This is a genomic window from Hydrogenophilus hirschii (assembly GCF_054656675.1).
Genome location: NZ_BAAHXQ010000003.1, coordinates 250,907 through 269,827 on the forward strand (window position 1 = coordinate 250,907; position 18,921 = coordinate 269,827).

Consider the following 18,921-nt stretch of genomic DNA (forward strand, 5'->3'; position numbering starts at 1 on the left):
CGATGGGCTATGTCTTTTGTGTCACCAATCAAAAAGGGGGCGTTGGCAAGACCACGACTGCAGTCAATCTGGCTGCGGCGCTCGCGCAGCAAGGGCGGCGGGCGCTTTTGATCGACCTCGATCCGCAGGGCAACGCCACGATGGGAAGCGGGATCGACAAGCTGGCGCTCACCGAGTCGGTCTATCCGCTGCTCTTGGGGCTGACGACATTACCGCGTGCCCGCGTCCGCGCAGAAAAGGCAGGGTACGACGTCGTGGGGGCGAACCGAGAGCTCGCCGGTGCCGAAGTCGAGCTCGTCGAACTGCCCCGCCGCGAATACCGCCTGGCCGACGCGATCGCACCGTGGGTGGCGCACTACGACCTCGTACTCATCGATTGCCCGCCGTCGTTGTCGCTCTTGACCCTCAACGCGCTCTGCGCAGCGCACGGTGTGATCATTCCGATGCAGTGTGAATATTTCGCGCTCGAAGGGCTTTCGGATCTCGCCAATACCATCAAACGGGTGCGCAGCGGCTTGAATCCCAAGCTCGAGATCATCGGTCTGCTGCGGGTGATGTTCGACCCGAGGGTGACGCTGCAACAGCAAGTGTCCGAAGAGTTGGCATGCCACTTTGGCGAAACAGTCTTTCAAACGGTGATTCCGCGCAACGTCCGCCTGGCAGAAGCCCCAAGCCATGGACTCCCCGGTGTCTGTTACGATCCGCGCTCGACTGGCGCGAAAGCCTACCTGGCGTTCGCGGAAGAGCTCATCACCCGTTTGGGACTGGCGGAATCGTCGCCAACGGTTGGAGAATCGGTAACATGAGTCGCAGTAAGAAAGGGTTGGGGCGCGGCCTGGACGCGCTTTTGGGTGCGATGAGCAGTCAGCCGGCGCAAGGCCTTACGGCGGACGGCGAAGCGCGCGTGGTCGCGCTGCCCGTCGATCAGCTCGTACCGGGGCGCTACCAGCCGCGCAGCCGCATGGATCCTGGTTCGCTCGAAGAGTTGGCGGCGTCGATCCGGGTGCAAGGGGTGATGCAACCCGTGGTGGTGCGCCCGAACGGCGTCGGGCGCTACGAAATCATCGCGGGCGAACGGCGCTGGCGCGCGGCACAAATGGCCGGACTCGTCCATCTGCCCTGTCTGATTCGTGACGTACCCGACGACGCGGCGCTGGCGCTCGCGTTGATCGAAAACATCCAACGCGAAAATCTCAACCCGATCGAAGAGGCGCAGGGGTTGCAACGGCTGATCGAAGAGTTCGGTATGACCCACCAGCAGGTGGCCGACGCGATCGGGCGCAGCCGCTCCGCAGTCACCAACCTCCTGCGGTTGCTGCAATTGGCCGAACCGGTGCGCGAACTGGTGCTTGCGGGTGACCTCGAAATGGGGCATGCCCGTGCGTTGTTGCCGCTCTCTGCAGGAGATCAAGTGGCGCTCGCCCATCAAGCCGTCGCGAAGGGCTGGTCGGTTCGGCAGGTGGAGCGCGCGGTGCAGCAACGGTTGGCGCCGCCCGCGGAAAAGCGTGTGCCCGAGCGCAAGACAGCCGACTGGCTGCGTCTGGAAGAGCGGCTCGCGGAGCGGATTGGCGCGCCCGTCACCATCGAACGCAAAGGAAAAGGACCCGGGCGGCTGACGATTCGCTTCACCGACTGGGACGAACTCGACGCGGTGCTCGCACGGTTGGGGCTTGCGGAAGAGGCGATGCACGACGTTTGACCGTTTGCGACGAAAATTATAAAATACAAAAGATTTGCTGGGACGAGGCGGAATGACCCTGCGCACCATCGTGTCGAGCTACTGGATCGTAGCATTTTTTGTTGCTGTGGCAGCAACGCTCATGGGCGGCGTCGCGGCAGGGCTCTCGGCGCTCGTCGGTGGCGTTGCCGTTGCGGTGCCGGGGACCGTGTTTGCGCTGTTGTTGGCGCTCCATGCCCGCTTCGCGCCCAGTGCGGGCTTTTTCCTATTGGGTGAAGCGGTCAAGGTGGTTGCCACCGTGGTGCTGCTCATAGCTGCGGTGAAGGTTTTGGGTGAGCCGGTGTGGTTGGCGTTGCTTGCCGGTATCGCGTTCACGGCGAAAGCGGGATGGTTGAGTTTTGTCTTTTCGATGAGGGGGAATCATGGCAGCTTCTGGGCAAGGACCCACAGCCTCTGAATATGTGATCCACCACCTGACCCATCTCAATACTCTGGGTCGTCCGCAGGAGTCGCTCGTCGACTTTTCTGTCTTTCACCTCGACACCCTCTTTTTCTCGATCAGCTTGGGGGTTTTGACTGTTTGGCTCCTCTATCGGGCCGCGCGGCACGCAACGAGTGGGGTTCCCGGCCGGTTTCAGAACTTCGTCGAAATGCTCGTCGAGATGGTCAATGAGCAGGCGAAGGGGGTCGTTCATGATCCGGAGTCGCGTAAATTCGCCGCGCCCCTTGCGCTTACTGTCTTCGTCTGGATTTTCTGGATGAACTTCATGGACCTGATCCCCGTCGACCTTCTGCCGCGAATCTGGGAAGGGATTTACGCGGCGGCAGGCGGCGACCCGCACCATGCCTACTTGCGGGTGGTGCCCACGGCCGATCTCAACGCGACGCTTGGGATGTCGGTTGCGGTGCTCCTCATCACGCTCTATTACAACCTCAAGATCAAAGGGGTAGGCGGTTGGCTGCATGAGCTTTTCACGGCGCCGTTTGGTAATCACCCGCTCCTCTATCTGGTCAATTTCGCGATGCAGATCGTCGAATACATCGCCAAAACCGTATCGCACGGGATGCGGCTTTTCGGCAACCTCTATGCCGGCGAGCTCATCTTCATCCTTATCGCGTTGCTCGGCGGTACCGCGACGGTCTTTGGCTTTATTGGGCACGTGATCGCAGGGTCGATCTGGGCGATCTTCCACATTCTGATCATCGTGCTCCAGGCGTTCATCTTCATGATGCTTACGCTTATCTATATCGGACAAGCGCACGAGTCGCACTGAAGCAGCGCCAAGAAAGTGTGGTATCATATACAGGTTTTGTCATCCAACTTTGAGGAGTAATCATGGAAAGCATCGTTGGCTTTGTTGCTCTGGCTGCTGGTCTCATCATCGGTTTGGGTGCTCTGGGCGCCTGTATCGGCATCGGCATCATGGGTAGCCGCTTCCTCGAGGCGTCGGCGCGGCAGCCCGAATTGATGAATGCGCTGCAAACCAAAATGTTCCTTCTGGCTGGTCTCATCGACGCTGCGTTCATTATCGGTACGGGTATCGCGCTCTGGTACTCCACGGCCAACCCGTTTGTCGGCTAAACGTACGCGGCGTCCCGGGTGGGCGTGAAGGAGTGAAACTGTGAACTTGAACGCAACCCTGATCGCGCAGCTTGTCGTCTTCTTTATTTTGGGGTGGTTTACGATGAAGTTCGTTTGGCCGCCCCTGATGAAGGCGCTTGACGAGCGTGCGGCGAAGATCGCTGAAGGGCTTGCGGCGGCAGACAAGGCCAAAACCGACCTCGCGCTTGCCGAGAAGCGGGCAGTGGAAGAGTTGCGCAAAGCGCGCGAAGAAGCGGCGACGATGCGCACCAACGCCGAGCAGCAGGCGGCCAAATTGATCGAAGAGGCGCGCGTCGAAGCAGCTCAGATCATCAACCGTGCGCAGAAAGCGGCGGAAGAGGAGGCGCGTGCGTCGGTGCAGCGCGTTCTGGAAGAGCTCCGTGAAGAGGTCGCGCGCTTGGCCTTGGTCGGCGCAGAGCAGATTCTGCGCCGCGAGATCGACGCCAAAGCGCACGCCGAATTGATCCAGCGATTGAAAGAGGAACTCAAATAACCATGGCCGAGACCGCAACCATCGCTCGCCCCTACGCCGAAGCAGCGTTCGCTTTGGCGAAGGAGGCCGATGCGCTCGGTCCCTGGTCGCAAGCAATGCATGCGCTCGCTGAAGTGGTCGCGGTCGATACCGTCCGGGCCGCTTTGGCCGATCCGCGCGTCGATGATGCCGCCAAATCGGATCTGATCACGGTGCTCGTGGAAAAAGCGGCGCCGCTGCCGGAAGGGTTCGCGAATTTCGTCCGGCTGTTGGTCGAAAACGATCGCGTCGCCGTAGTCGGGTCGATCGTCGAACAATTCGAAGCGAAGCGCTTGGCGTTCGAAGGGCGGTTACACGCCGTCGTCACCAGCGCATTCGAATTGACCGACGCGCAACAAAAGCAGATCCAGTCCGATCTCGAAGCCCACTATGGCAAGCCGGTCGAAATCGAAGTGCGGGTCGACCCCGAACTCATCGGTGGCGTGAAGATCGCAGTGGGCGACGACGTAATCGACGCGTCCGTGCGCAGCAAGCTTGCGAAGATGGCCGCAGCGCTCAAAATTTAGGAGTGATCCATGCAACTCAGTCCGTCTGAAATCAGTGATCTGATCAAGAGCCGGATCAAAAATCTCGAATTGTCGGCTGCCGTTCAAAACGAAGGGGTGATCGTTTCGGTGGCGGACGGCATCGCACGCATTCACGGGCTCACCGGTACGATGCAAGGGGAAATGCTCGAATTTCCTGGGAACACCTACGGTCTGGCGCTCAACCTCGAGCGTGATTCGGTCGGCGCGGTGATCCTGGGTGACTACGAACACATCTCCGAAGGGGATACCGTCAAAGCAACTGGCCGCATCCTGGAAGTGCCGGTCGGTCCCGAACTCCTTGGCCGCGTGGTCAACGCCCTGGGACAGCCGATCGACGGCAAAGGTCCGATCGAGGCGAAACGGACCGACAAGATCGAAAAGGTCGCGCCAGGCGTGATCTGGCGCAAATCGGTCTCGCAGCCGGTGCAGACCGGTCTCAAAGCGGTCGACACCATGATCCCGATCGGTCGCGGCCAGCGGGAATTGATCATCGGTGACCGGCAAACCGGTAAAACGGCCGTCGCGGTCGATACGATCATCAACCAAAAAGGTCAGAATATGTTCTGTATCTACGTCGCGGTCGGTCAGAAAGCCTCGACCATCGCGAACGTAGTGCGCAAGCTCGAAGAGCATGGCGCGATGGAATATACCATCGTCGTCGCGGCATCGGCGTCGGAGTCGGCGGCGATGCAATACCTGGCACCGTACGCCGGCTGTACGATGGGCGAATATTTCCGCGATCGCGGGATGGACGCACTCATCATCTACGACGACCTGACCAAACAGGCGTGGGCGTACCGTCAAATTTCGCTGCTGCTGCGCCGTCCACCGGGGCGTGAGGCTTATCCGGGTGACGTCTTCTACCTCCACTCCCGTTTGCTCGAGCGCGCAGCGCGCGTCAATGAAGAATACGTCGAGCGCTTCACCAACGGGGAAGTGAAAGGCAAGACCGGGTCGCTCACCGCGCTCCCCATCATCGAGACGCAAGCGGGTGACGTCTCGGCGTTCGTTCCGACGAACGTGATCTCGATTACCGACGGGCAGATCTTCCTTGAAACCGACCTCTTCAACGCCGGTATCCGCCCGGCGGTGAACCCGGGGATTTCGGTGTCGCGCGTCGGGGGTGCAGCGCAGACCAAGATCATCAAGAAACTCTCCGGTGGTATTCGAACCGACCTCGCGCAGTATCGGGAATTGGCGGCCTTTGCGCAATTTGCATCGGACCTCGATGAAGCCACCCGCAAACAGCTCGAACGGGGACGTCGCGTCACCGAGCTCTTGAAGCAGCCGCAATACTCGCCGATGAACATCGCGCAGATGACCGTGTCGCTCTTGGCGGTGAACAACGGCTACTTCGACGCGATTCCGGTCGAACAGGTTTTGGCGTGCGAACAGGCGCTGCACCAGCACATCGAGAGCAAATTCCCCGAAGTGATGAAATCGATCATCGAAACGGGGAACCTCTCCGACGAAGATCAGGCGAAGATCCTCGAGGAAATTGCGGCTTTCATGAAAACCTGGGTCTGAACGGGCGTGACGCCAAGGAGCGAACATGGCCGGAAGTAAAGAGATCCGCGGCAAGATCAAGAGCGTGCAGAACACGCGCAAGATCACCAAAGCCATGGAAATGGTCGCCGCGTCGAAAATGCGCAAAGCCCAGGAGCGGATGCGGCAAGCGCGCCCGTACGCCGAGCGGATCCGCCGCTTGGCGGGGCACTTGTCGCATGCCACCGCGTCGGAGTACCGCCACCCGTTCATGCAGGAATCCGAACGGGTCGAACGGGTGGGATTGATCGTGGTCACGACCGACAAAGGGCTCTGTGGCGCACTCAACACCAACATCCTGCGCGCAACGCTCAACGAAATGAAGCGGTGGGAGCAGGATGGGGTCAAGGAGATCCAGGTCGTCGCAATCGGCAATAAGGGCCTTGGCTTCATGCAACGCATTGGCGCGAAGGTGGTCGCTGAACGAACCCATTTGGGGGATACGCCCCACCTCGACGTCCTGATCGGTCCGACCAAGGTGTTGCTCGACGCGTTCGAAGCGGGTGAACTCGATCGCGTCTCTATCGCCTATACCCGTTTCATCAACACGATGAAACAGGAACCGGTGATCGAGCAACTGTTGCCGCTTTCGGGAGATCGGCTCGACGTGCCCGAACACAACTGGGACTACATTTACGAGCCGGAAGCCGAAGTCGTGGTGGACGAACTGCTTCGTCGCTACATCGAAGCGCTCGTCTATCAGGCGGTCGCCGAAAATATGGCGTCGGAGCAAAGCGCGCGGATGGTTGCGATGAAAGCGGCGTCCGACAATGCGACGAACGTGATCAAAGAGCTGCAGCTGGTGTACAACAAGTCGCGTCAAGCGGCGATCACCAAAGAGCTCGCCGAAATCGTCGGCGGGGCAGCCGCGGTCAGTTGAGGACTCTCTGAAAAGGATAGAACGATGGCAACAGGTACGATCGTACAGTGTATCGGCGCGGTGATCGACATTCAATTCCCGCGCGACCAGATGCCAAAAATCTACGAAGCGCTGAAACTCGTCGACGAAAACGATTTCGTCGAGAAAGGGCTCACGTTCGAGGTGCAGCAGCAGTTGGGTGACGGTGTCGTGCGCACGATCGCGCTGGGCGCTTCCGACGGGCTGCGCCGTGGGATGAAAGTCGAATCGACGGGGGCACCGATCAGCGTTCCCGTCGGTCATGGCACGCTCGGCCGCATCATGGACGTGCTCGGGCGTCCCATCGACGAAGCGGGTCCCATCCAAACCGACGAATACCGCTCGATCCACCAGAAAGCGCCGAAGTTCGACGAGCTTTCGCCGTCGGTCGAGCTCTTGGAGACCGGGATCAAGGTGATCGACCTCATCTGCCCGTTTGCGAAAGGGGGTAAGGTCGGTCTCTTCGGCGGTGCCGGGGTGGGCAAAACCGTCAATATGATGGAGCTCATCAACAACATCGCGAAGCAGCACTCCGGTCTTTCGGTGTTTGCGGGCGTCGGTGAGCGTACCCGGGAAGGGAACGACTTCTACCACGAAATGAAGGAGTCGAACGTTCTCGACAAGGTCGCGATGGTCTTCGGCCAGATGAACGAGCCGCCCGGAAACCGTCTGCGCGTGGCGCTAACTGGTCTGACGATGGCCGAACGCTTCCGCGACGAAGGGCGCGACATTCTCTTCTTCGTCGACAACATCTACCGCTACACGCTTGCGGGTACCGAAGTGTCGGCGCTCCTTGGCCGGATGCCGTCGGCGGTGGGTTATCAGCCGACGCTCGCCGAAGAGATGGGTAAATTGCAAGAGCGGATCACATCGACGAAAGTCGGCTCGATTACCTCGATCCAAGCGGTTTACGTTCCGGCGGACGACCTGACCGACCCGTCTCCGGCAACCACCTTCTTGCACCTCGACTCCACCGTCGTGTTGTCGCGTGATATCGCGGCACTCGGGATCTACCCTGCGGTCGACCCGCTCGATTCCACCAGCCGTCAGCTCGATCCGCTGATCGTCGGTGAGGAGCACTACACCGTGGCGCGTAAAGTGCAGGCCACGTTGCAGCGCTACAAAGAGTTGCGCGACATCATCGCGATCCTGGGGATGGACGAGCTTTCACCGGAAGACAAACTGACGGTGGCCCGTGCGCGGAAGATCCAGCGCTTCTTGTCGCAGCCGTTCCACGTCGCCGAGGTGTTTACCGGGACGCCGGGCAAATACGTTCCGCTCAAGGAGACGATCCGCGGCTTCAAGATGATCGTCGAAGGCGAGTGCGACCACCTGCCCGAACAGGCCTTCTACATGGTCGGGACGATCGACGAGGCATTCGAAAAAGCCAAGAAGGTCCAATAAACAAGGGGTGGTGTCATGGCGATGACCGTACATGTCGATGTGGTGAGCGCGGAAGAAGAGCTCTTCTCCGGGCTTGCCGAAATGGTGGTTCTGCCCGGAGAAGCGGGCGAACTGGGCGTATTACCAGGTCATGCGCCGTTGCTGACGCGAATCCGCCCGGGGACCGTTCGGGTCAAGACGCCGGACCATGGCGAAGAGATCATCTTCGTTTCGGGCGGCATTCTCGAGGTGCAACCCAACTTGGTGACGGTGTTGGCCGATACCGCAGTGCGCGGTGCCGACCTGGACGAAGCGCGCGCAATCGAAGCGAAGCGCCGCGCCGAGGAGGCACTGCAAAACCGCAACGCGGCGATCGACTACGCGAAAGCGCAAGCCGAACTCGCCGAAGCGGTGGCGCAGCTCCAGGCGATCGAGCGGATGAAAAAGCTCAAACACCGCGTGGGTGGCGCATAACCAACCGAACCCGAATCGCGTAATTCGCGAAGAGCCCGAGGGTGTGTTGCCGCACCCTCGGGCTTTTTTTGTCGCGTAACAATCGTGGCACGCAGATAAAGGAGGCGCCTAGGAGTTCGAGACGGTAGCAAACAGCAGATCGATTGACACTACGACGGCTTTACGCCGGTTGAATCCCCGCAACTTTCCAACCGCCACCCGACTTCGGTTTGACCAGGTGCCAGAGCTCGGCGAACGACGCGGGCGGCGTCGATGGCGTTTCTCGGATCAACCCGCTGAAGCGTACCGTAGCCAGATAGTGGTCCCCTTCGTCGGTCAGGTCGAGGAGTTCCGCGGAGAGTTGCACCACATCGGTCTGTTGGCTGGGCTCCCAGGTTGGGTTCGCCTGGAGTTCCGCGAGCAGTTGCGGGGTGACCAGACGCGCGATCGCTGCCCAATCTTGCGCGTCGTGTGCTGCTTGCAGCGCGACGAACTGCCGTTTCGCTTCCTGCAGGAACGCCGTTTCGTCGAGCTGAGCACGAAGGGGGTTGGTGGTATCGGCATCCCCTGCGGCTTGCGCAGCGTGCCCGGCAGCAGCAGATGGCCATGAGTTAGATGGCCACGAGTTGCGATCGGCGGTACGCCACGTCGCCTGGGGCGATGCGCCAGCCGCAGTCTCCGCTGGGCGCATCTGCGGCGATTGCCACCGGCGGAAGAGCCAAAAGAGGCCGCCTGCAAAGAGCGCGATCAGGAGCAGCGAACCGAATTCGTCGCTCAAACCGAGGGAAGAAAAGAGCCACGCCAGGCCGAGCCCCGCCGCGAGACCGCCGAGTGGTCCCAACCACGAGGAACGGCGCGGTGTGGTTTGGGGCGTTGCGCCAGGGGTTGCCGGTTTGGGCGCTGGCGCGATTTGAGCGGGGCGCGGTGGTGGGGTGATCTGGCGCTGGATACCGAAGCTGCGCCCACCACCCAGGCGGCGCGCTTCGGCGTCGTCCGGCCAGGCGGTCAGGAACAACGTGGCACACGCAACGAAAGCGGTCAAAACCAATCGTGCCATGCGATGCGCATAGGTCATCGGCGAAATCCTCCTGTTACGGTTTGAAGCCGCGATGGAGTGCAACCACCCCAGCGGTCAGGTTGTGGTATTGGACCGCGACGAAGCCGACGCGTTCCATCATCTGACGGAGCGTCTCCTGATCGGGGTGTACCCGAATCGATTCCGCGAGATAGCGGTAACTCTCGGCGTCGTTCGCGACGATTTTGCCGAGCCGCGGCAGCACCTGAAAGGAGTACCAGTCATAAAGCGGGGAGAGCGGCGCCCAGACGCGAGAGAATTCCAGAACCAACAGGCGTCCGCCCGGTTTGAGCACGCGCAGCATTTCGGCAAGTGCTGCCTCTTTGTGGGTCATGTTGCGCAAGCCGAACGCGACTGAAACGCAGTCGAACGTGTCGCTGGGAAAGGGGAGTTGCTCCGCGTCGCACTGGGCAAACGCAGGAATGACGCCTGTTTCGAGGAGGCGCGTTTTGCCGCGCACAAGCATCGCGTGGTTGATGTCGGTCATCCACACCTGGCCGGTGGGTCCGACGCGCCGCGCGAACGCCAACGCGAGATCCCCGGTGCCCGAAGCGATATCCAATACCCGGTGACCAGGGCGCACGCCCGAGGTGGCGATCGTGTAGTGCTTCCAAAGACGGTGGAGCCCTGCCGACATCAGATCGTTCATCACGTCGTATTTGTCGGCGACCGAATCGAAGACTTGCCCGACCAACCGTTTCTTTTCTGGTGCGGGAACCTGGCGGAACCCGAAGTCGGCTTGCTCGCTCATCGCGCACACCCTCCTTGCCCGCACCCACACGCGGCATCCGAAAGGCGGCTTGCTTCGGTGTTGGTATGGGAAGTCGGTTCACGGCTCGCGCCAGCCGCTTGCAGTTGGGCGAGGTAGTCGGCCCACCGCGCTGCATAGGTTTCGCCGAGTTCGCGCAGATAGGTCCAAGTGTAAATGCCGCTGTCATGACCGTCCGAAAATGCGATCTGAAGGGCATAATGACCTGAAGGGGTCAGCCGATCGATTCGCACCCCTTTTTTGCCGGTCTGCAATACGGATTGACCGGGGCCGTGACCTTGGACTTCGGCAGACGGGCTGAACACCCGCAGATATTCGGGGTCGAACGTGAACGTGGCGCCATCGGCGAACGTGATTTCGAGCTGGTTGCGCCGTTGGTGGTAAACCACCGATTCGGGAACATGACGAGGGTCGAGATTCATGGTGCGCACGAAAGATGGCTCAGACAATCGTTTAGCTTACCATGAATCGCGCGTGGGCAGGGGGGCGCGATCGCCACGCCTTTGTCACAAAACTGTCATCTCATTCGATTATGATCGCAGCGATGAGCCAAACACGAACGATATTGCTCGTTGAAGACGATGCCGCGATCCGTTCGCTCCTGGTGTTGCACCTGGAGAACGCGGGTTTTCGGGTGCTGGAAGCGCCAGACGTGCGTACGGCGCTACGCTGGTTGGACGAACTGTTGCCCGATATTGCGGTGATCGACTGGATGTTGCCCGACGTCTCGGGGATCACGTTGCTCGAGCGGTTGCGCCACAACGACCGTACACGGCAGATTCCCGTGGTGATGCTGACGGCTCGCGCTGCGGAAGCCGACAAGGTGCGCGGGCTCGAAGGGGGGGCCGACGATTATGTCACCAAACCGTTCTCGCCGCGGGAACTGCTGGCGCGGATCCGTGCGGTGTTGCGGCGGCGGCAGCCGGAGCCGGAAGCCGGACCGGTTGCGTTCGGCGGGCTTGAACTGGTGCCCGATCGCCGTGTCGTCCGCCGCGCCGGTGCGGAGCAGACGCTGGGACCGACCGAATTCCGGCTGTTGCATTTTTTCGTGACCCATCCGGAACGGGTATGGGATCGCGCCACGCTGCTCGATCGCGTCTGGGGCGACGATGCGTTCATCGAAGAGCGTACCGTGGATGTCCATGTCCGGAGGTTGCGCTTGGCGTTGCGGCCCCTCAAGGCCGACGGCATGATCGAGACGGTTCGCGGCGCAGGTTACCGCATCACCGCGATCCCCCTCGAACCGCTGTGAACGATGCGCCCGCGTCACGAACGTTTCGGCCTGGTGCTCGGCGCGATCGGGGTTGGTGTGGCGAGCGTCGTCGCTGGCAGCACGGGTGCGGCGATCGCGGTTGCGGCTGTAGCGGGTTGGGGATGGTGGCAAGCGCAGCGCCGTTGCCATGAGGTAGAGACGGCGTTGGCGCGCGCCGAGGCGGAGCAGGCGGCGTCGCAGCGCGATCGTGCGCAGCAAGCGAACGACTTGTCGCAGTTGCTGGCGCTCTTGTCCGACGTGCCCGTTGCGATCGTTTGGGTACGGGCGGGCATGGTGCAGTGGGCGAATCAGACCGCATGTACTTGGTTGGCGCTGCGGCCAGCGCGCCACTTGGGGCAACCGGTGGTCTGGTTTTTGCCCGACACGACCTGTTGGTCAGAAGCGGTGCGTGCCGGTGCCAACGGCGTGACGAAAACGGTCCAGATTGGGCAACGCACCTTCGAATGGCGGCTCTACTGGTTCGCCCATACGGATACGCCGGAAAGCGGCCTCTTGTGGATCGAGGATGCGACGGAACGCCAGCGCGTTGCTGCGATGCGCCGCGATTTCGTCTCAAACGTTTCGCACGAGCTGCGGACCCCGCTGACGGTGTTGATCGGCGGTTTGGAGACGCTTGCCGAGCGCGATTTTCCGTCGGAACCAGCACAACGCAGCGAACTCATCGCCCAGTGCGAGCGGGAAGCGAAACGGATGTTGCGCCTGGTGCGCGATCTGCTGCAGCTCGCAGAACTGGAAAGCGGCGCGCCGCCTGCGTTCGAGTGGATTTCAGTGGCGGCGCTGATCGACGAAGCAGCCGAGTTGGCGTGGACGTTGGCGCCTGAAGGGCTCACCGTCACGGTTGCGTTACCGGAACCGCTCGCCACGGCGCAATTACACGGCGACGAGGCGGAGTTGGCAACGGCATTACGCAATTTGGTGAGCAACGCGATACGGTATACCCCCGCGCCCGGGAGGGTGACCATCGGCGTGACGGCGCACAGGGATGCCTTGGCCCTTTGGGTCGAGGACACAGGGATCGGGATTCCCAAAGAACATCTACCGCGGCTCACCGAACGGTTCTACCGGGTCGACCGGGCACGCTCCCGCGCAAGCGGCGGAACCGGTCTGGGGTTGGCGATCGTCCAGCATGTCGCCGAACGACACGGTGCGCGCTTGGCGATCACGAGCGAAGTGGGCAAAGGAAGCTGTTTTCGTCTCGATTTCCCACGCCCGCGCTGGCGCGTCACGACCGTTGCTCACAATGAGCGGAACGAGAACCAGCAGTAGTCGTAACCGACTTCGAGCCGCTCTTCCACCAAGATCAACCGCTCTTCCTTGTTGAGGTGAAGTTCCCACTGTTTGGGGAAGGGTTCGTCTTGCACCGGAACGATGAGCGTCTCCCACGGGTCGAGCGCGTCCCGTGAGCGAATCAGCAGAAACGCGGGCGACCAGGGAAGGGGGTCGGTACCGATGGGGCTGAGGGGTCTTGCGGCAAGGGGGATCACGCGATCGTACGTGAACCGTTGGATGCCAATGTGGAAAGCGTTCTCCGTCTGAGAACGCCACCGGATACGCGCAAGTACCCAGCGTTTCGCGTCCAGACTGGGGCTGGTGGTTTGTAATGCGACCAACTGTTGCGGGACGAACGTATCCGCAGTGATTCGAGCGACCGAAAGCGGTTGGATCAACTGCCAACCCTCGGCGCTTTTGTCCCAGACGCGCAAAAGGTTGTGTTCCTCGTCGTTCGCATCGCTGACGTTGCCCAAACCATCGACAAAAAGCGCGATCCGCTGGGTGCGGAGGTACGGGGAGCGCTCCGATCCGGGTTGGTATTCGAACGGACGGCCTGCGACTGCAGTGTAGATTGCGTCCCACCCCTGAATCAGGCGCGCTGGCTCGAGCGCACCGGATTCGCGTCTTTGCGAACGCACCTTGGGGGGCTGTGCCAGCAGTCGATACAGGGTTTCCCGCACGTTTTGGGCTTCGATGCGGTCTGGTTCGGTGTGCGCAGCTGCTCCTTCCTCTTGTTGTTGGAGTTGGTGGAGCATGGCTTCGCAATCGAGGAGCCACAGATCCTGTTCGGTGGCGTCACCAGGCAGTCGCGGCGGTGCCCAACTGTGGAGGGAAAAACCATAGCGGTGGGTCTTATCGTCTGGAGCAAGCCAGCTCTTGGGTACGATTTGGAGATAAGCCGCGTGGGTCTCGATCAGTTCGCGGAACGCGGCAAGCTGCGGCGGCGGGGTGCGCGCGGGATCGACGAGAAAGGTGGCAAGCACCGCGGCGACCTGCTCATGCGGTGACGTCTTGCCGTCGCGGGTGAGGGGGTCTTCGACCCGTTTCCACACGACCCGACGCTCGCTTGCCGCAGTATAGAGGCGATAGAGCGCATTCCACAGCGCTTCGGGGATCGCGTGGGCGCGCTGCCAGAACCAATCGAAGGCTTGCTGGAGTAACCACCCCATTCGGGCGAACGCAACGGCCAAATGGGTTCGGTACCGGGTGTGGTTCGAAAGGCGCTGTGCCACGGTCGCATAGAGCACGAGCAACACGGACCAGAGCGCCCAAAACCGCTCAGGGTCGTTCCGGGTGAGCGTGTGGGCGTGGCTGCGCAGAATATCGACGGTTTCGAGCAATTCCCCCCAGGCGGGTTCGTCGTCTGGGGATGCCGGACGGTGCCGCTCTGCCGCAAGCGTGCGCAGCAACTGGGTGGCGTGGCGATGCACCAACCGCTCGATTTCCGCGCCATCGTGCGCCGCGGTCAATTCGCTTTTGAGCGTCTCTTGAAAACGCGTTGCATCCCACATCGTCAAGTGGCTCGCATCGTTCCGTCGACCAGCCGATGGGTGACGATCCCGCCGACCCACATCGCCAACAGAGTGAGCCACGAGGTGAGGGAAAAGAGCGACGCGCCGGTAACGCCTGCGCCTACCGCACAGCCGCCGGCCAGAATGCCGCCGAAGCCCATCAATACGGCACCAGCGAGATACCGCTTCATCGCGTGCCCGCCCTGAAACCCTTGGAGCTCGAGTTCACGATTGTGCCATGCGGCCAAAAAAGCGCCAAGGAGTACGGCTGGAATGAAGAAAAAATCGAAGTCCAGGGGCACGGTGGCGGTAGCCAGAACGGTCATCAGGACATTCGCCGAAGGCGAGGTGAAGGTGAGGCTGCGCACCGGAACCGGGTCGAACGAAACCAGCGAGAGTTGGTAGGTGGCGATCCACGCGACGACGATTACCGCACCGGCGCCGATCGCATGTCCGATTTGGGCGCGGGGTAGCCGCGAACGAATTGCCCAGAGGATCGCTGCAACGAGCCAAACGCCAGCGAACGCGATCGCAAAGGGGCGCCCCCAACCCAAAATCGCCAACAGGTCGCGCGCAGTGCCGCCTGGGATCGTCCAGAGCGCGTTCAACCATTCGCGAAACGGAGCGAGGATTCCGCCGGTTGCCGCTTGCGCGGTGACTGCAAAGACGAGCCCGGAAAGGAGCGACCGTAGGTTGCCGGTTCCCGCGAGGATCAGCATGCGCGACGCACAGCCACGGGTGAGGATCATCCCGGTGCCGAACATCAGCCCGCCCAGGATCGCGCCGGAGAGGCTGCCGACGCTGGCCAGCTGCCGAACGTTCGCGGTGTCGAACCAGCCCGAAGCAATCGCGAGCTGCGTCCCCATCACCGCAACCGAGAAGGTGATGAGCCAGACCGTGGTGCGCTGTCCCCATTGCCGTTCGGCGAATTCGATCGTTGCAGCGCGCAGGCAGAATCGAGAACGTTGGCCAAAGTAGCCGAATGCGAGCCCGATGAGCGCACCGAGTGTGGCGAGGAGATACGGGGTTTCGAAGCGGTCGACGAGCCAAGCCCACATGGCGACACCTTCCGACGGAAGAGGTCGCCATTATCGCATACGAATATGTTGAAGTAGAATAAAATAAAACGTTAAGATGCCAATGCACGGCGGATCAATTCGGTGACCTGCTTCGGGTTGGCCTTGCCTTTGGAGGCTTTCATCACCGCGCCGACGATCGCGTTGAGCGCTTTTTCTTTCCCCGAACGGTATTCGGCAACCGATTTCGGATTCGCGGCGATCGCTTCCGCGACGAGCTGTTCGAGGAGCGCCGTGTCATTGACCTGGCGCAGCGCCAGCGCGTCGATCAGTTCGTCCGCTGAGCGGGCGTCACCGGCCCACCACGCGGCCAAGAGTTGCTTGCCCCCGGTGGAGGAGAGGGTGCCGTCGGCAACGCGCGCGACCAACGCCGCGAGCTGGTGGGGGGTCACGGGGGCGCTTTCGATCGACCGCTCCTCTTTGTTGAGCCGCCCGAGCACTTCGACCAAAAGCCAGTTGGCGCACGGTTTGGCGAGCGCAGACCCCGCTGCTTCGACGGTGGCGACGAAGAAGTCGGCGAGCGCCTTGTCGCTGACGATGAGCGCCGCGTCGTGCGCCGAGAGGCAGTAGGCGGTTTCGAACCGTTCGGCAAGCGCCTGGGGGAGTTCCGGTAGTGCCGCGCGTTCGCGTTCGATCCATTCGGCAGGGATCACGAGTGGTAGCAGATCGGGGTCGGGGAAGTAGCGGTAGTCGTGCGCCTCTTCCTTAGTGCGCATCACCCGCGTCTCCCCTTTCGCCGGGTCGAAGAGGACGGTGGCCTGTTCGATCGGGCGGCCCGATTCCAATTCGTCGATTTGCCAGGCGATCTCATATTCGATCGCTTGGTAGAGGAAGCGGAACGAGTTGAGGTTCTTGATTTCGCGCCGCGTGCCCAGCTTGGTCTCACCGCGTGGGCGGACCGAGACGTTGGCGTCGACCCGGAACGACCCTTCTTGCATGTTGCCGTCGCAGATGCCGATCCAGCGCACCAGCGCGTGGAGCGCTTTGGCGTACGCGACCGCCTCTGCGGCGCTGTTCATCTCCGGTTCGGAGACGATCTCGAGGAGCGGCGTGCCGGCACGGTTGAGGTCGATGCCGCTCATGCCATGGAAGTCTTCGTGCAGGCTCTTGCCCGCGTCCTCTTCCAGGTGGGCGCGGGTGAGGTGCACCGTTTTCTGGTAAGCGTTCGCTCCGTCCCCCACTCGGATGGTGAGGGCACCGCCAGAGACCACCGGCAGTTCGTACTGGCTGATCTGATACCCTTTGGGCAGGTCGGGGTAAAAGTAGTTTTTGCGTGCGAAAACGCTACGCGGCGCAATGGTCCCGTTTACCGCGAGGCCGAAGCGGATCGCGCACGCCACCGCTTCGCGGTTGAGTACCGGAAGGGTACCGGGCAACGCCGCGTCGATCCAGCTCACCTGCCGGTTGGGTTCGGCGCCAAACGCGGTTGCCGCTCCGGAAAAGATCTTGCTGCGCGTGGTGAGTTGCGTGTGAATTTCGAGTCCGATCACCGCTTCGTAACGATTCATGCTCATCGCTTTCGCTCCTTCAGCACGCGGCAACCGGGGGCAGCGCGCGGTGCCAATCGGTTGCGTTCTGGTAGGCATGGACCGCGGCGAGCAGTTTCGCTTCGCCGAAATGGGGGGCGATGAGTTGCGCGCCGATCGGCAAGCCCGCTCCGTCGAACCCGCAGGGATGGGCGATCGCTGGCAAACCGGCCAAATTGACGCCAATGGTGAACACGTCGGCCAGGTACTCTTCTACCGGGTCGCTCTTTTCACCCACCCGCCACGCGGTGGTGGGGGTTACCGGTGTGAGGATGAGGTCGCACGCGGCAAACGCGTTGCGGTAGTCGTCGGTGATCAGCCGCCGCACCTGCTGCGCTTTGCGGGTGTAGGCGTCGTAGTAGCCGGCAGAGAGCACGTAGGTGCCCATGAGGATACGCCGCTTCACCTCCCAGCCGAACCCTTCGGCACGGGTGCGGGTGTACATTTCGAAAAGGTCGTCGTAGTGCGCGGTGCGGTAGCCATACCGGACACCGTCGTAGCGCGCAAGGTTGCTCGACGCCTCCGCAGGCGCCAGGACGTAGTAGGCGGGAATCGCCAGTTCGGCTTGGGGGAGACGGATGTCGACGAGCGTTGCGCCGAGCTGCTCATAGCGGCGCGCTGCGGCAAGGACCGCGTCGCGAACTTCGGGTTGGAGCCCATCGGCAGCCAAGAACGATTGCGCAACGCCGATGCGCCAGCCAGCGAGTGGCCGGTCTGTAGCGATCGCGGCAAGTGCCGCAGCGTAGTCGGGAACGTCGACGGCCGCCGAGGTGGAGTCGAGGGGATCGAACCCGGCGATCGTGTGCAAAAGCAGCGCGCAATCTTCGGCGGTGCGGGCAAAGACTCCGGCTTGGTCGAACGAGGAGGCGTAGGCGATCATCCCCCAGCGGCTCACCAGACCGTACGTCGGTTTCAGTCCGGTCACGCCGCAGTGCGCTGCGGGTTGGCGCACGCTCCCGCCGGTGTCGGTTCCCGTCGCCGCGGGGGCGATCCCGGCCGCGACCGCTGCGGCCGAGCCACCTGACGAACCGCCCGGGACGCGGTCGGTTGCCCACGGGTTGCGGCACGGACCAAAATAACTGTGCGCGTTTGCCGAACCCATCGCGAATTCGTCGAGGTTCGTTTTGCCGACCGTCACGGTTCCCGCCGCTTTGAGACGCGTAACGACCGTTGCATCGAACGGTGAGTGGTAACCGTCGAGCATTTTCGACGCCGCGGTGGTTGGGAATTCCGTGGTACAAAAGAGGTCTTTGTGCGCGATCGGGATCCCGGCAAGAGGCCCGGAGGCCTGGGATGCGCCAGCGAGTTCGGTCAGCCGTGCGGCGAGCGTCGCGTCGTCGGCGATCGTGATGAAGGCGTTGAGGGTAGGCTGCAATGCGTGCGCACGTTCGCAGGCTGCGCGCGCCACCGCTTCGGGAGTGGTTTTCCCTTCGGCGAAGGCGCGGCGCAATTGGCTGATGGTAAGGGGGTGCTGCGCATTCATGATTCGATGACCTTGGGAACCAGGTAGAGGCCGTTTTCGGCAAGCGGGGCCAATGCCATCAGCGCGTCGCGCCGGTCGGGTTCGGTGACGGCGTCGTCACGCAGCCGTTGCGTGAGCTCCAATGGGTGCGCGAGCGGCTCGACTCCGTCGGTCGGTGCTGCTTGTAACCGATCGAGCAGCGCGAAGACGCCGTCGAGTTCGTGCGCCATCTGTTCGGCTTCGGCATCAGAAAGCGCAAGCCGCGCCAGCGCGGCCAAACGGTGAATCGCTTCGGTGGTAAACGCCATGGTTCGAACCGTGTCGTCACAATCGGAAAC

Annotated in this window: 21 protein-coding genes; 13 read left to right on the top strand and 8 right to left on the bottom strand. The window is 62.0% G+C overall.

Annotated features, from left to right (window positions below):
* Positions 1-2 precede the first annotated feature (2 nt).
* The 11 genes from ACYQ4Z_RS10090 (at position 3) to ACYQ4Z_RS10140 (ending at position 8,640) form a co-directional block, all read left to right on the top strand.
* On the top strand, positions 3-806 hold the full coding sequence (locus ACYQ4Z_RS10090) for a ParA family protein (RefSeq protein WP_219972978.1): 804 nt from the start codon (positions 3-5) through the stop codon (positions 804-806).
* Entirely contained in the window at positions 803-1,699 is an 897-nt protein-coding gene (locus ACYQ4Z_RS10095; protein ID WP_219972932.1) for a ParB/RepB/Spo0J family partition protein, read from the top strand. Before ACYQ4Z_RS10090 ends, ACYQ4Z_RS10095 begins: the two co-directional genes overlap by 4 nt.
* A gap of 52 nt (positions 1,700-1,751) precedes the next feature.
* On the top strand, positions 1,752-2,135 hold the full coding sequence (locus tag ACYQ4Z_RS10100) for an ATP synthase subunit I (RefSeq protein ID WP_119334206.1): 384 nt from the start codon (positions 1,752-1,754) through the stop codon (positions 2,133-2,135).
* On the top strand, positions 2,101-2,952 hold the full coding sequence (atpB, locus tag ACYQ4Z_RS10105) for a F0F1 ATP synthase subunit A (RefSeq protein WP_459860941.1): 852 nt from the start codon (positions 2,101-2,103) through the stop codon (positions 2,950-2,952). The genes ACYQ4Z_RS10100 and atpB overlap by 35 nt, the downstream gene beginning before the upstream one ends.
* A gap of 62 nt (positions 2,953-3,014) precedes the next feature.
* Positions 3,015-3,260 carry a F0F1 ATP synthase subunit C gene (gene atpE, locus ACYQ4Z_RS10110; protein WP_119334208.1) on the top strand — a complete coding sequence of 82 codons (246 nt, stop codon included), beginning with the start codon at positions 3,015-3,017 and terminating at the stop codon, positions 3,258-3,260.
* Between the two features lie 40 nt (positions 3,261-3,300).
* Complete coding sequence (locus ACYQ4Z_RS10115; protein WP_119334209.1) at positions 3,301-3,774, top strand: F0F1 ATP synthase subunit B; 474 nt, start codon at positions 3,301-3,303, stop codon at positions 3,772-3,774.
* 2 nt (positions 3,775-3,776) lie between these two features.
* Complete coding sequence (locus tag ACYQ4Z_RS10120; RefSeq protein ID WP_119334210.1) at positions 3,777-4,319, top strand: F0F1 ATP synthase subunit delta; 543 nt, start codon at positions 3,777-3,779, stop codon at positions 4,317-4,319.
* 9 nt (positions 4,320-4,328) lie between these two features.
* The gene (atpA, locus tag ACYQ4Z_RS10125) at positions 4,329-5,867 is read left to right on the top strand and encodes a F0F1 ATP synthase subunit alpha (RefSeq protein ID WP_219972936.1); all 1,539 of its coding nucleotides are present in this window, start codon (positions 4,329-4,331) and stop codon (positions 5,865-5,867) included.
* Between the two features lie 25 nt (positions 5,868-5,892).
* The gene (gene atpG / locus ACYQ4Z_RS10130; protein ID WP_217126104.1) at positions 5,893-6,765 is read left to right on the top strand and encodes a F0F1 ATP synthase subunit gamma; all 873 of its coding nucleotides are present in this window, start codon (positions 5,893-5,895) and stop codon (positions 6,763-6,765) included.
* Positions 6,766-6,789: 24 nt separating this feature from the next.
* The gene (atpD, locus tag ACYQ4Z_RS10135) at positions 6,790-8,187 is read left to right on the top strand and encodes a F0F1 ATP synthase subunit beta (RefSeq protein ID WP_119334213.1); all 1,398 of its coding nucleotides are present in this window, start codon (positions 6,790-6,792) and stop codon (positions 8,185-8,187) included.
* 15 nt (positions 8,188-8,202) lie between these two features.
* On the top strand, positions 8,203-8,640 hold the full coding sequence (locus tag ACYQ4Z_RS10140) for a F0F1 ATP synthase subunit epsilon (RefSeq protein ID WP_119334214.1): 438 nt from the start codon (positions 8,203-8,205) through the stop codon (positions 8,638-8,640).
* A gap of 160 nt (positions 8,641-8,800) precedes the next feature.
* Here ACYQ4Z_RS10140 and ACYQ4Z_RS10145 read toward each other — a convergent pair whose 3' ends face one another.
* From ACYQ4Z_RS10145 to ACYQ4Z_RS10155, 3 genes are read right to left on the bottom strand one after another with little or no spacing between them, the layout of a single operon-like run.
* The gene (locus ACYQ4Z_RS10145) at positions 8,801-9,694 is read right to left on the bottom strand and encodes a Tim44 domain-containing protein (RefSeq protein ID WP_219972939.1); all 894 of its coding nucleotides are present in this window, start codon (positions 9,692-9,694) and stop codon (positions 8,801-8,803) included.
* Positions 9,695-9,710: 16 nt separating this feature from the next.
* Positions 9,711-10,445, bottom strand: a complete 735-nt coding sequence (ubiE, locus tag ACYQ4Z_RS10150; RefSeq protein ID WP_119334216.1) for a bifunctional demethylmenaquinone methyltransferase/2-methoxy-6-polyprenyl-1,4-benzoquinol methylase UbiE — start codon at positions 10,443-10,445, stop codon at positions 9,711-9,713.
* Entirely contained in the window at positions 10,442-10,885 is a 444-nt protein-coding gene (locus ACYQ4Z_RS10155; RefSeq protein ID WP_119334217.1) for a gamma-butyrobetaine hydroxylase family protein, read from the bottom strand. The genes ubiE and ACYQ4Z_RS10155 overlap by 4 nt, the downstream gene beginning before the upstream one ends.
* Positions 10,886-11,007: 122 nt before the next feature.
* On the opposite strand from ACYQ4Z_RS10155, the gene phoB reads away from it, so the two are divergent.
* Both phoB and ACYQ4Z_RS10165 read left to right on the top strand, forming a co-directional pair.
* Positions 11,008-11,715 (top strand): phosphate regulon transcriptional regulator PhoB, encoded by a 708-nt coding sequence (gene phoB / locus ACYQ4Z_RS10160; protein ID WP_119335999.1) that lies wholly within the window; start codon positions 11,008-11,010, stop codon positions 11,713-11,715.
* Between the two features lie 3 nt (positions 11,716-11,718).
* Positions 11,719-13,002, top strand: coding sequence for a sensor histidine kinase (locus ACYQ4Z_RS10165; protein ID WP_459860943.1), 1,284 nt, complete (start codon positions 11,719-11,721; stop codon positions 13,000-13,002).
* On the opposite strand, the gene ACYQ4Z_RS10170 is transcribed toward ACYQ4Z_RS10165, so the two are convergent.
* From ACYQ4Z_RS10170 to gatC, 5 genes are all read right to left on the bottom strand, one after another.
* Positions 12,972-14,525 carry a hypothetical protein gene (locus ACYQ4Z_RS10170; RefSeq protein ID WP_459860944.1) on the bottom strand — a complete coding sequence of 518 codons (1,554 nt, stop codon included), beginning with the start codon at positions 14,523-14,525 and terminating at the stop codon, positions 12,972-12,974. The genes ACYQ4Z_RS10165 and ACYQ4Z_RS10170 overlap by 31 nt on opposite strands.
* Positions 14,522-15,577 carry a YeeE/YedE family protein gene (locus ACYQ4Z_RS10175; RefSeq protein ID WP_219972942.1) on the bottom strand — a complete coding sequence of 352 codons (1,056 nt, stop codon included), beginning with the start codon at positions 15,575-15,577 and terminating at the stop codon, positions 14,522-14,524. The genes ACYQ4Z_RS10170 and ACYQ4Z_RS10175 overlap by 4 nt, the downstream gene beginning before the upstream one ends.
* Positions 15,578-15,648: 71 nt before the next feature.
* On the bottom strand, positions 15,649-17,109 hold the full coding sequence (gene gatB / locus ACYQ4Z_RS10180; protein WP_219972944.1) for an Asp-tRNA(Asn)/Glu-tRNA(Gln) amidotransferase subunit GatB: 1,461 nt from the start codon (positions 17,107-17,109) through the stop codon (positions 15,649-15,651).
* 13 nt (positions 17,110-17,122) lie between these two features.
* Positions 17,123-18,604: an Asp-tRNA(Asn)/Glu-tRNA(Gln) amidotransferase subunit GatA gene (gatA, locus tag ACYQ4Z_RS10185; RefSeq protein WP_459860946.1), complete on the bottom strand. Its 1,482-nt coding sequence runs from the start codon at positions 18,602-18,604 to the stop codon at positions 17,123-17,125.
* Positions 18,601-18,891 carry an Asp-tRNA(Asn)/Glu-tRNA(Gln) amidotransferase subunit GatC gene (gatC, locus tag ACYQ4Z_RS10190; RefSeq protein WP_219972948.1) on the bottom strand — a complete coding sequence of 97 codons (291 nt, stop codon included), beginning with the start codon at positions 18,889-18,891 and terminating at the stop codon, positions 18,601-18,603. The genes gatA and gatC overlap by 4 nt, the downstream gene beginning before the upstream one ends.
* Positions 18,892-18,921 lie beyond the last annotated feature (30 nt).

Excerpts from the sequence above, each read along its gene's own strand:
- ACYQ4Z_RS10090 (WP_219972978.1), top strand. The coding sequence starts at position 3 with ATGGGCTATGTCTTTTGTGTCACCAATCAAAAAGGGGGCGTTGGCAAG.
- ACYQ4Z_RS10095 (WP_219972932.1), top strand. The coding sequence starts at position 803 with ATGAGTCGCAGTAAGAAAGGGTTGGGGCGCGGCCTGGACGCGCTTTTG.
- ACYQ4Z_RS10100 (WP_119334206.1), top strand. The coding sequence starts at position 1,752 with ATGACCCTGCGCACCATCGTGTCGAGCTACTGGATCGTAGCATTTTTT.
- atpB (WP_459860941.1), top strand. The coding sequence starts at position 2,101 with ATGGCAGCTTCTGGGCAAGGACCCACAGCCTCTGAATATGTGATCCAC.
- atpE (WP_119334208.1), top strand. The coding sequence starts at position 3,015 with ATGGAAAGCATCGTTGGCTTTGTTGCTCTGGCTGCTGGTCTCATCATC.
- ACYQ4Z_RS10120 (WP_119334210.1), top strand. The coding sequence starts at position 3,777 with ATGGCCGAGACCGCAACCATCGCTCGCCCCTACGCCGAAGCAGCGTTC.
- atpA (WP_219972936.1), top strand. The coding sequence starts at position 4,329 with ATGCAACTCAGTCCGTCTGAAATCAGTGATCTGATCAAGAGCCGGATC.
- atpG (WP_217126104.1), top strand. The coding sequence starts at position 5,893 with ATGGCCGGAAGTAAAGAGATCCGCGGCAAGATCAAGAGCGTGCAGAAC.
- atpD (WP_119334213.1), top strand. The coding sequence starts at position 6,790 with ATGGCAACAGGTACGATCGTACAGTGTATCGGCGCGGTGATCGACATT.
- ACYQ4Z_RS10140 (WP_119334214.1), top strand. The coding sequence starts at position 8,203 with ATGGCGATGACCGTACATGTCGATGTGGTGAGCGCGGAAGAAGAGCTC.
- ACYQ4Z_RS10145 (WP_219972939.1), bottom strand. The coding sequence starts at position 9,694 with ATGACCTATGCGCATCGCATGGCACGATTGGTTTTGACCGCTTTCGTT.
- ubiE (WP_119334216.1), bottom strand. The coding sequence starts at position 10,445 with ATGAGCGAGCAAGCCGACTTCGGGTTCCGCCAGGTTCCCGCACCAGAA.
- ACYQ4Z_RS10155 (WP_119334217.1), bottom strand. The coding sequence starts at position 10,885 with ATGAATCTCGACCCTCGTCATGTTCCCGAATCGGTGGTTTACCACCAA.
- phoB (WP_119335999.1), top strand. The coding sequence starts at position 11,008 with ATGAGCCAAACACGAACGATATTGCTCGTTGAAGACGATGCCGCGATC.
- ACYQ4Z_RS10165 (WP_459860943.1), top strand. The coding sequence starts at position 11,719 with ATGCGCCCGCGTCACGAACGTTTCGGCCTGGTGCTCGGCGCGATCGGG.
- ACYQ4Z_RS10175 (WP_219972942.1), bottom strand. The coding sequence starts at position 15,577 with ATGTGGGCTTGGCTCGTCGACCGCTTCGAAACCCCGTATCTCCTCGCC.
- gatB (WP_219972944.1), bottom strand. The coding sequence starts at position 17,109 with ATGAGCATGAATCGTTACGAAGCGGTGATCGGACTCGAAATTCACACG.
- gatA (WP_459860946.1), bottom strand. The coding sequence starts at position 18,604 with ATGAATGCGCAGCACCCCCTTACCATCAGCCAATTGCGCCGCGCCTTC.
- gatC (WP_219972948.1), bottom strand. The coding sequence starts at position 18,891 with ATGGCGTTTACCACCGAAGCGATTCACCGTTTGGCCGCGCTGGCGCGG.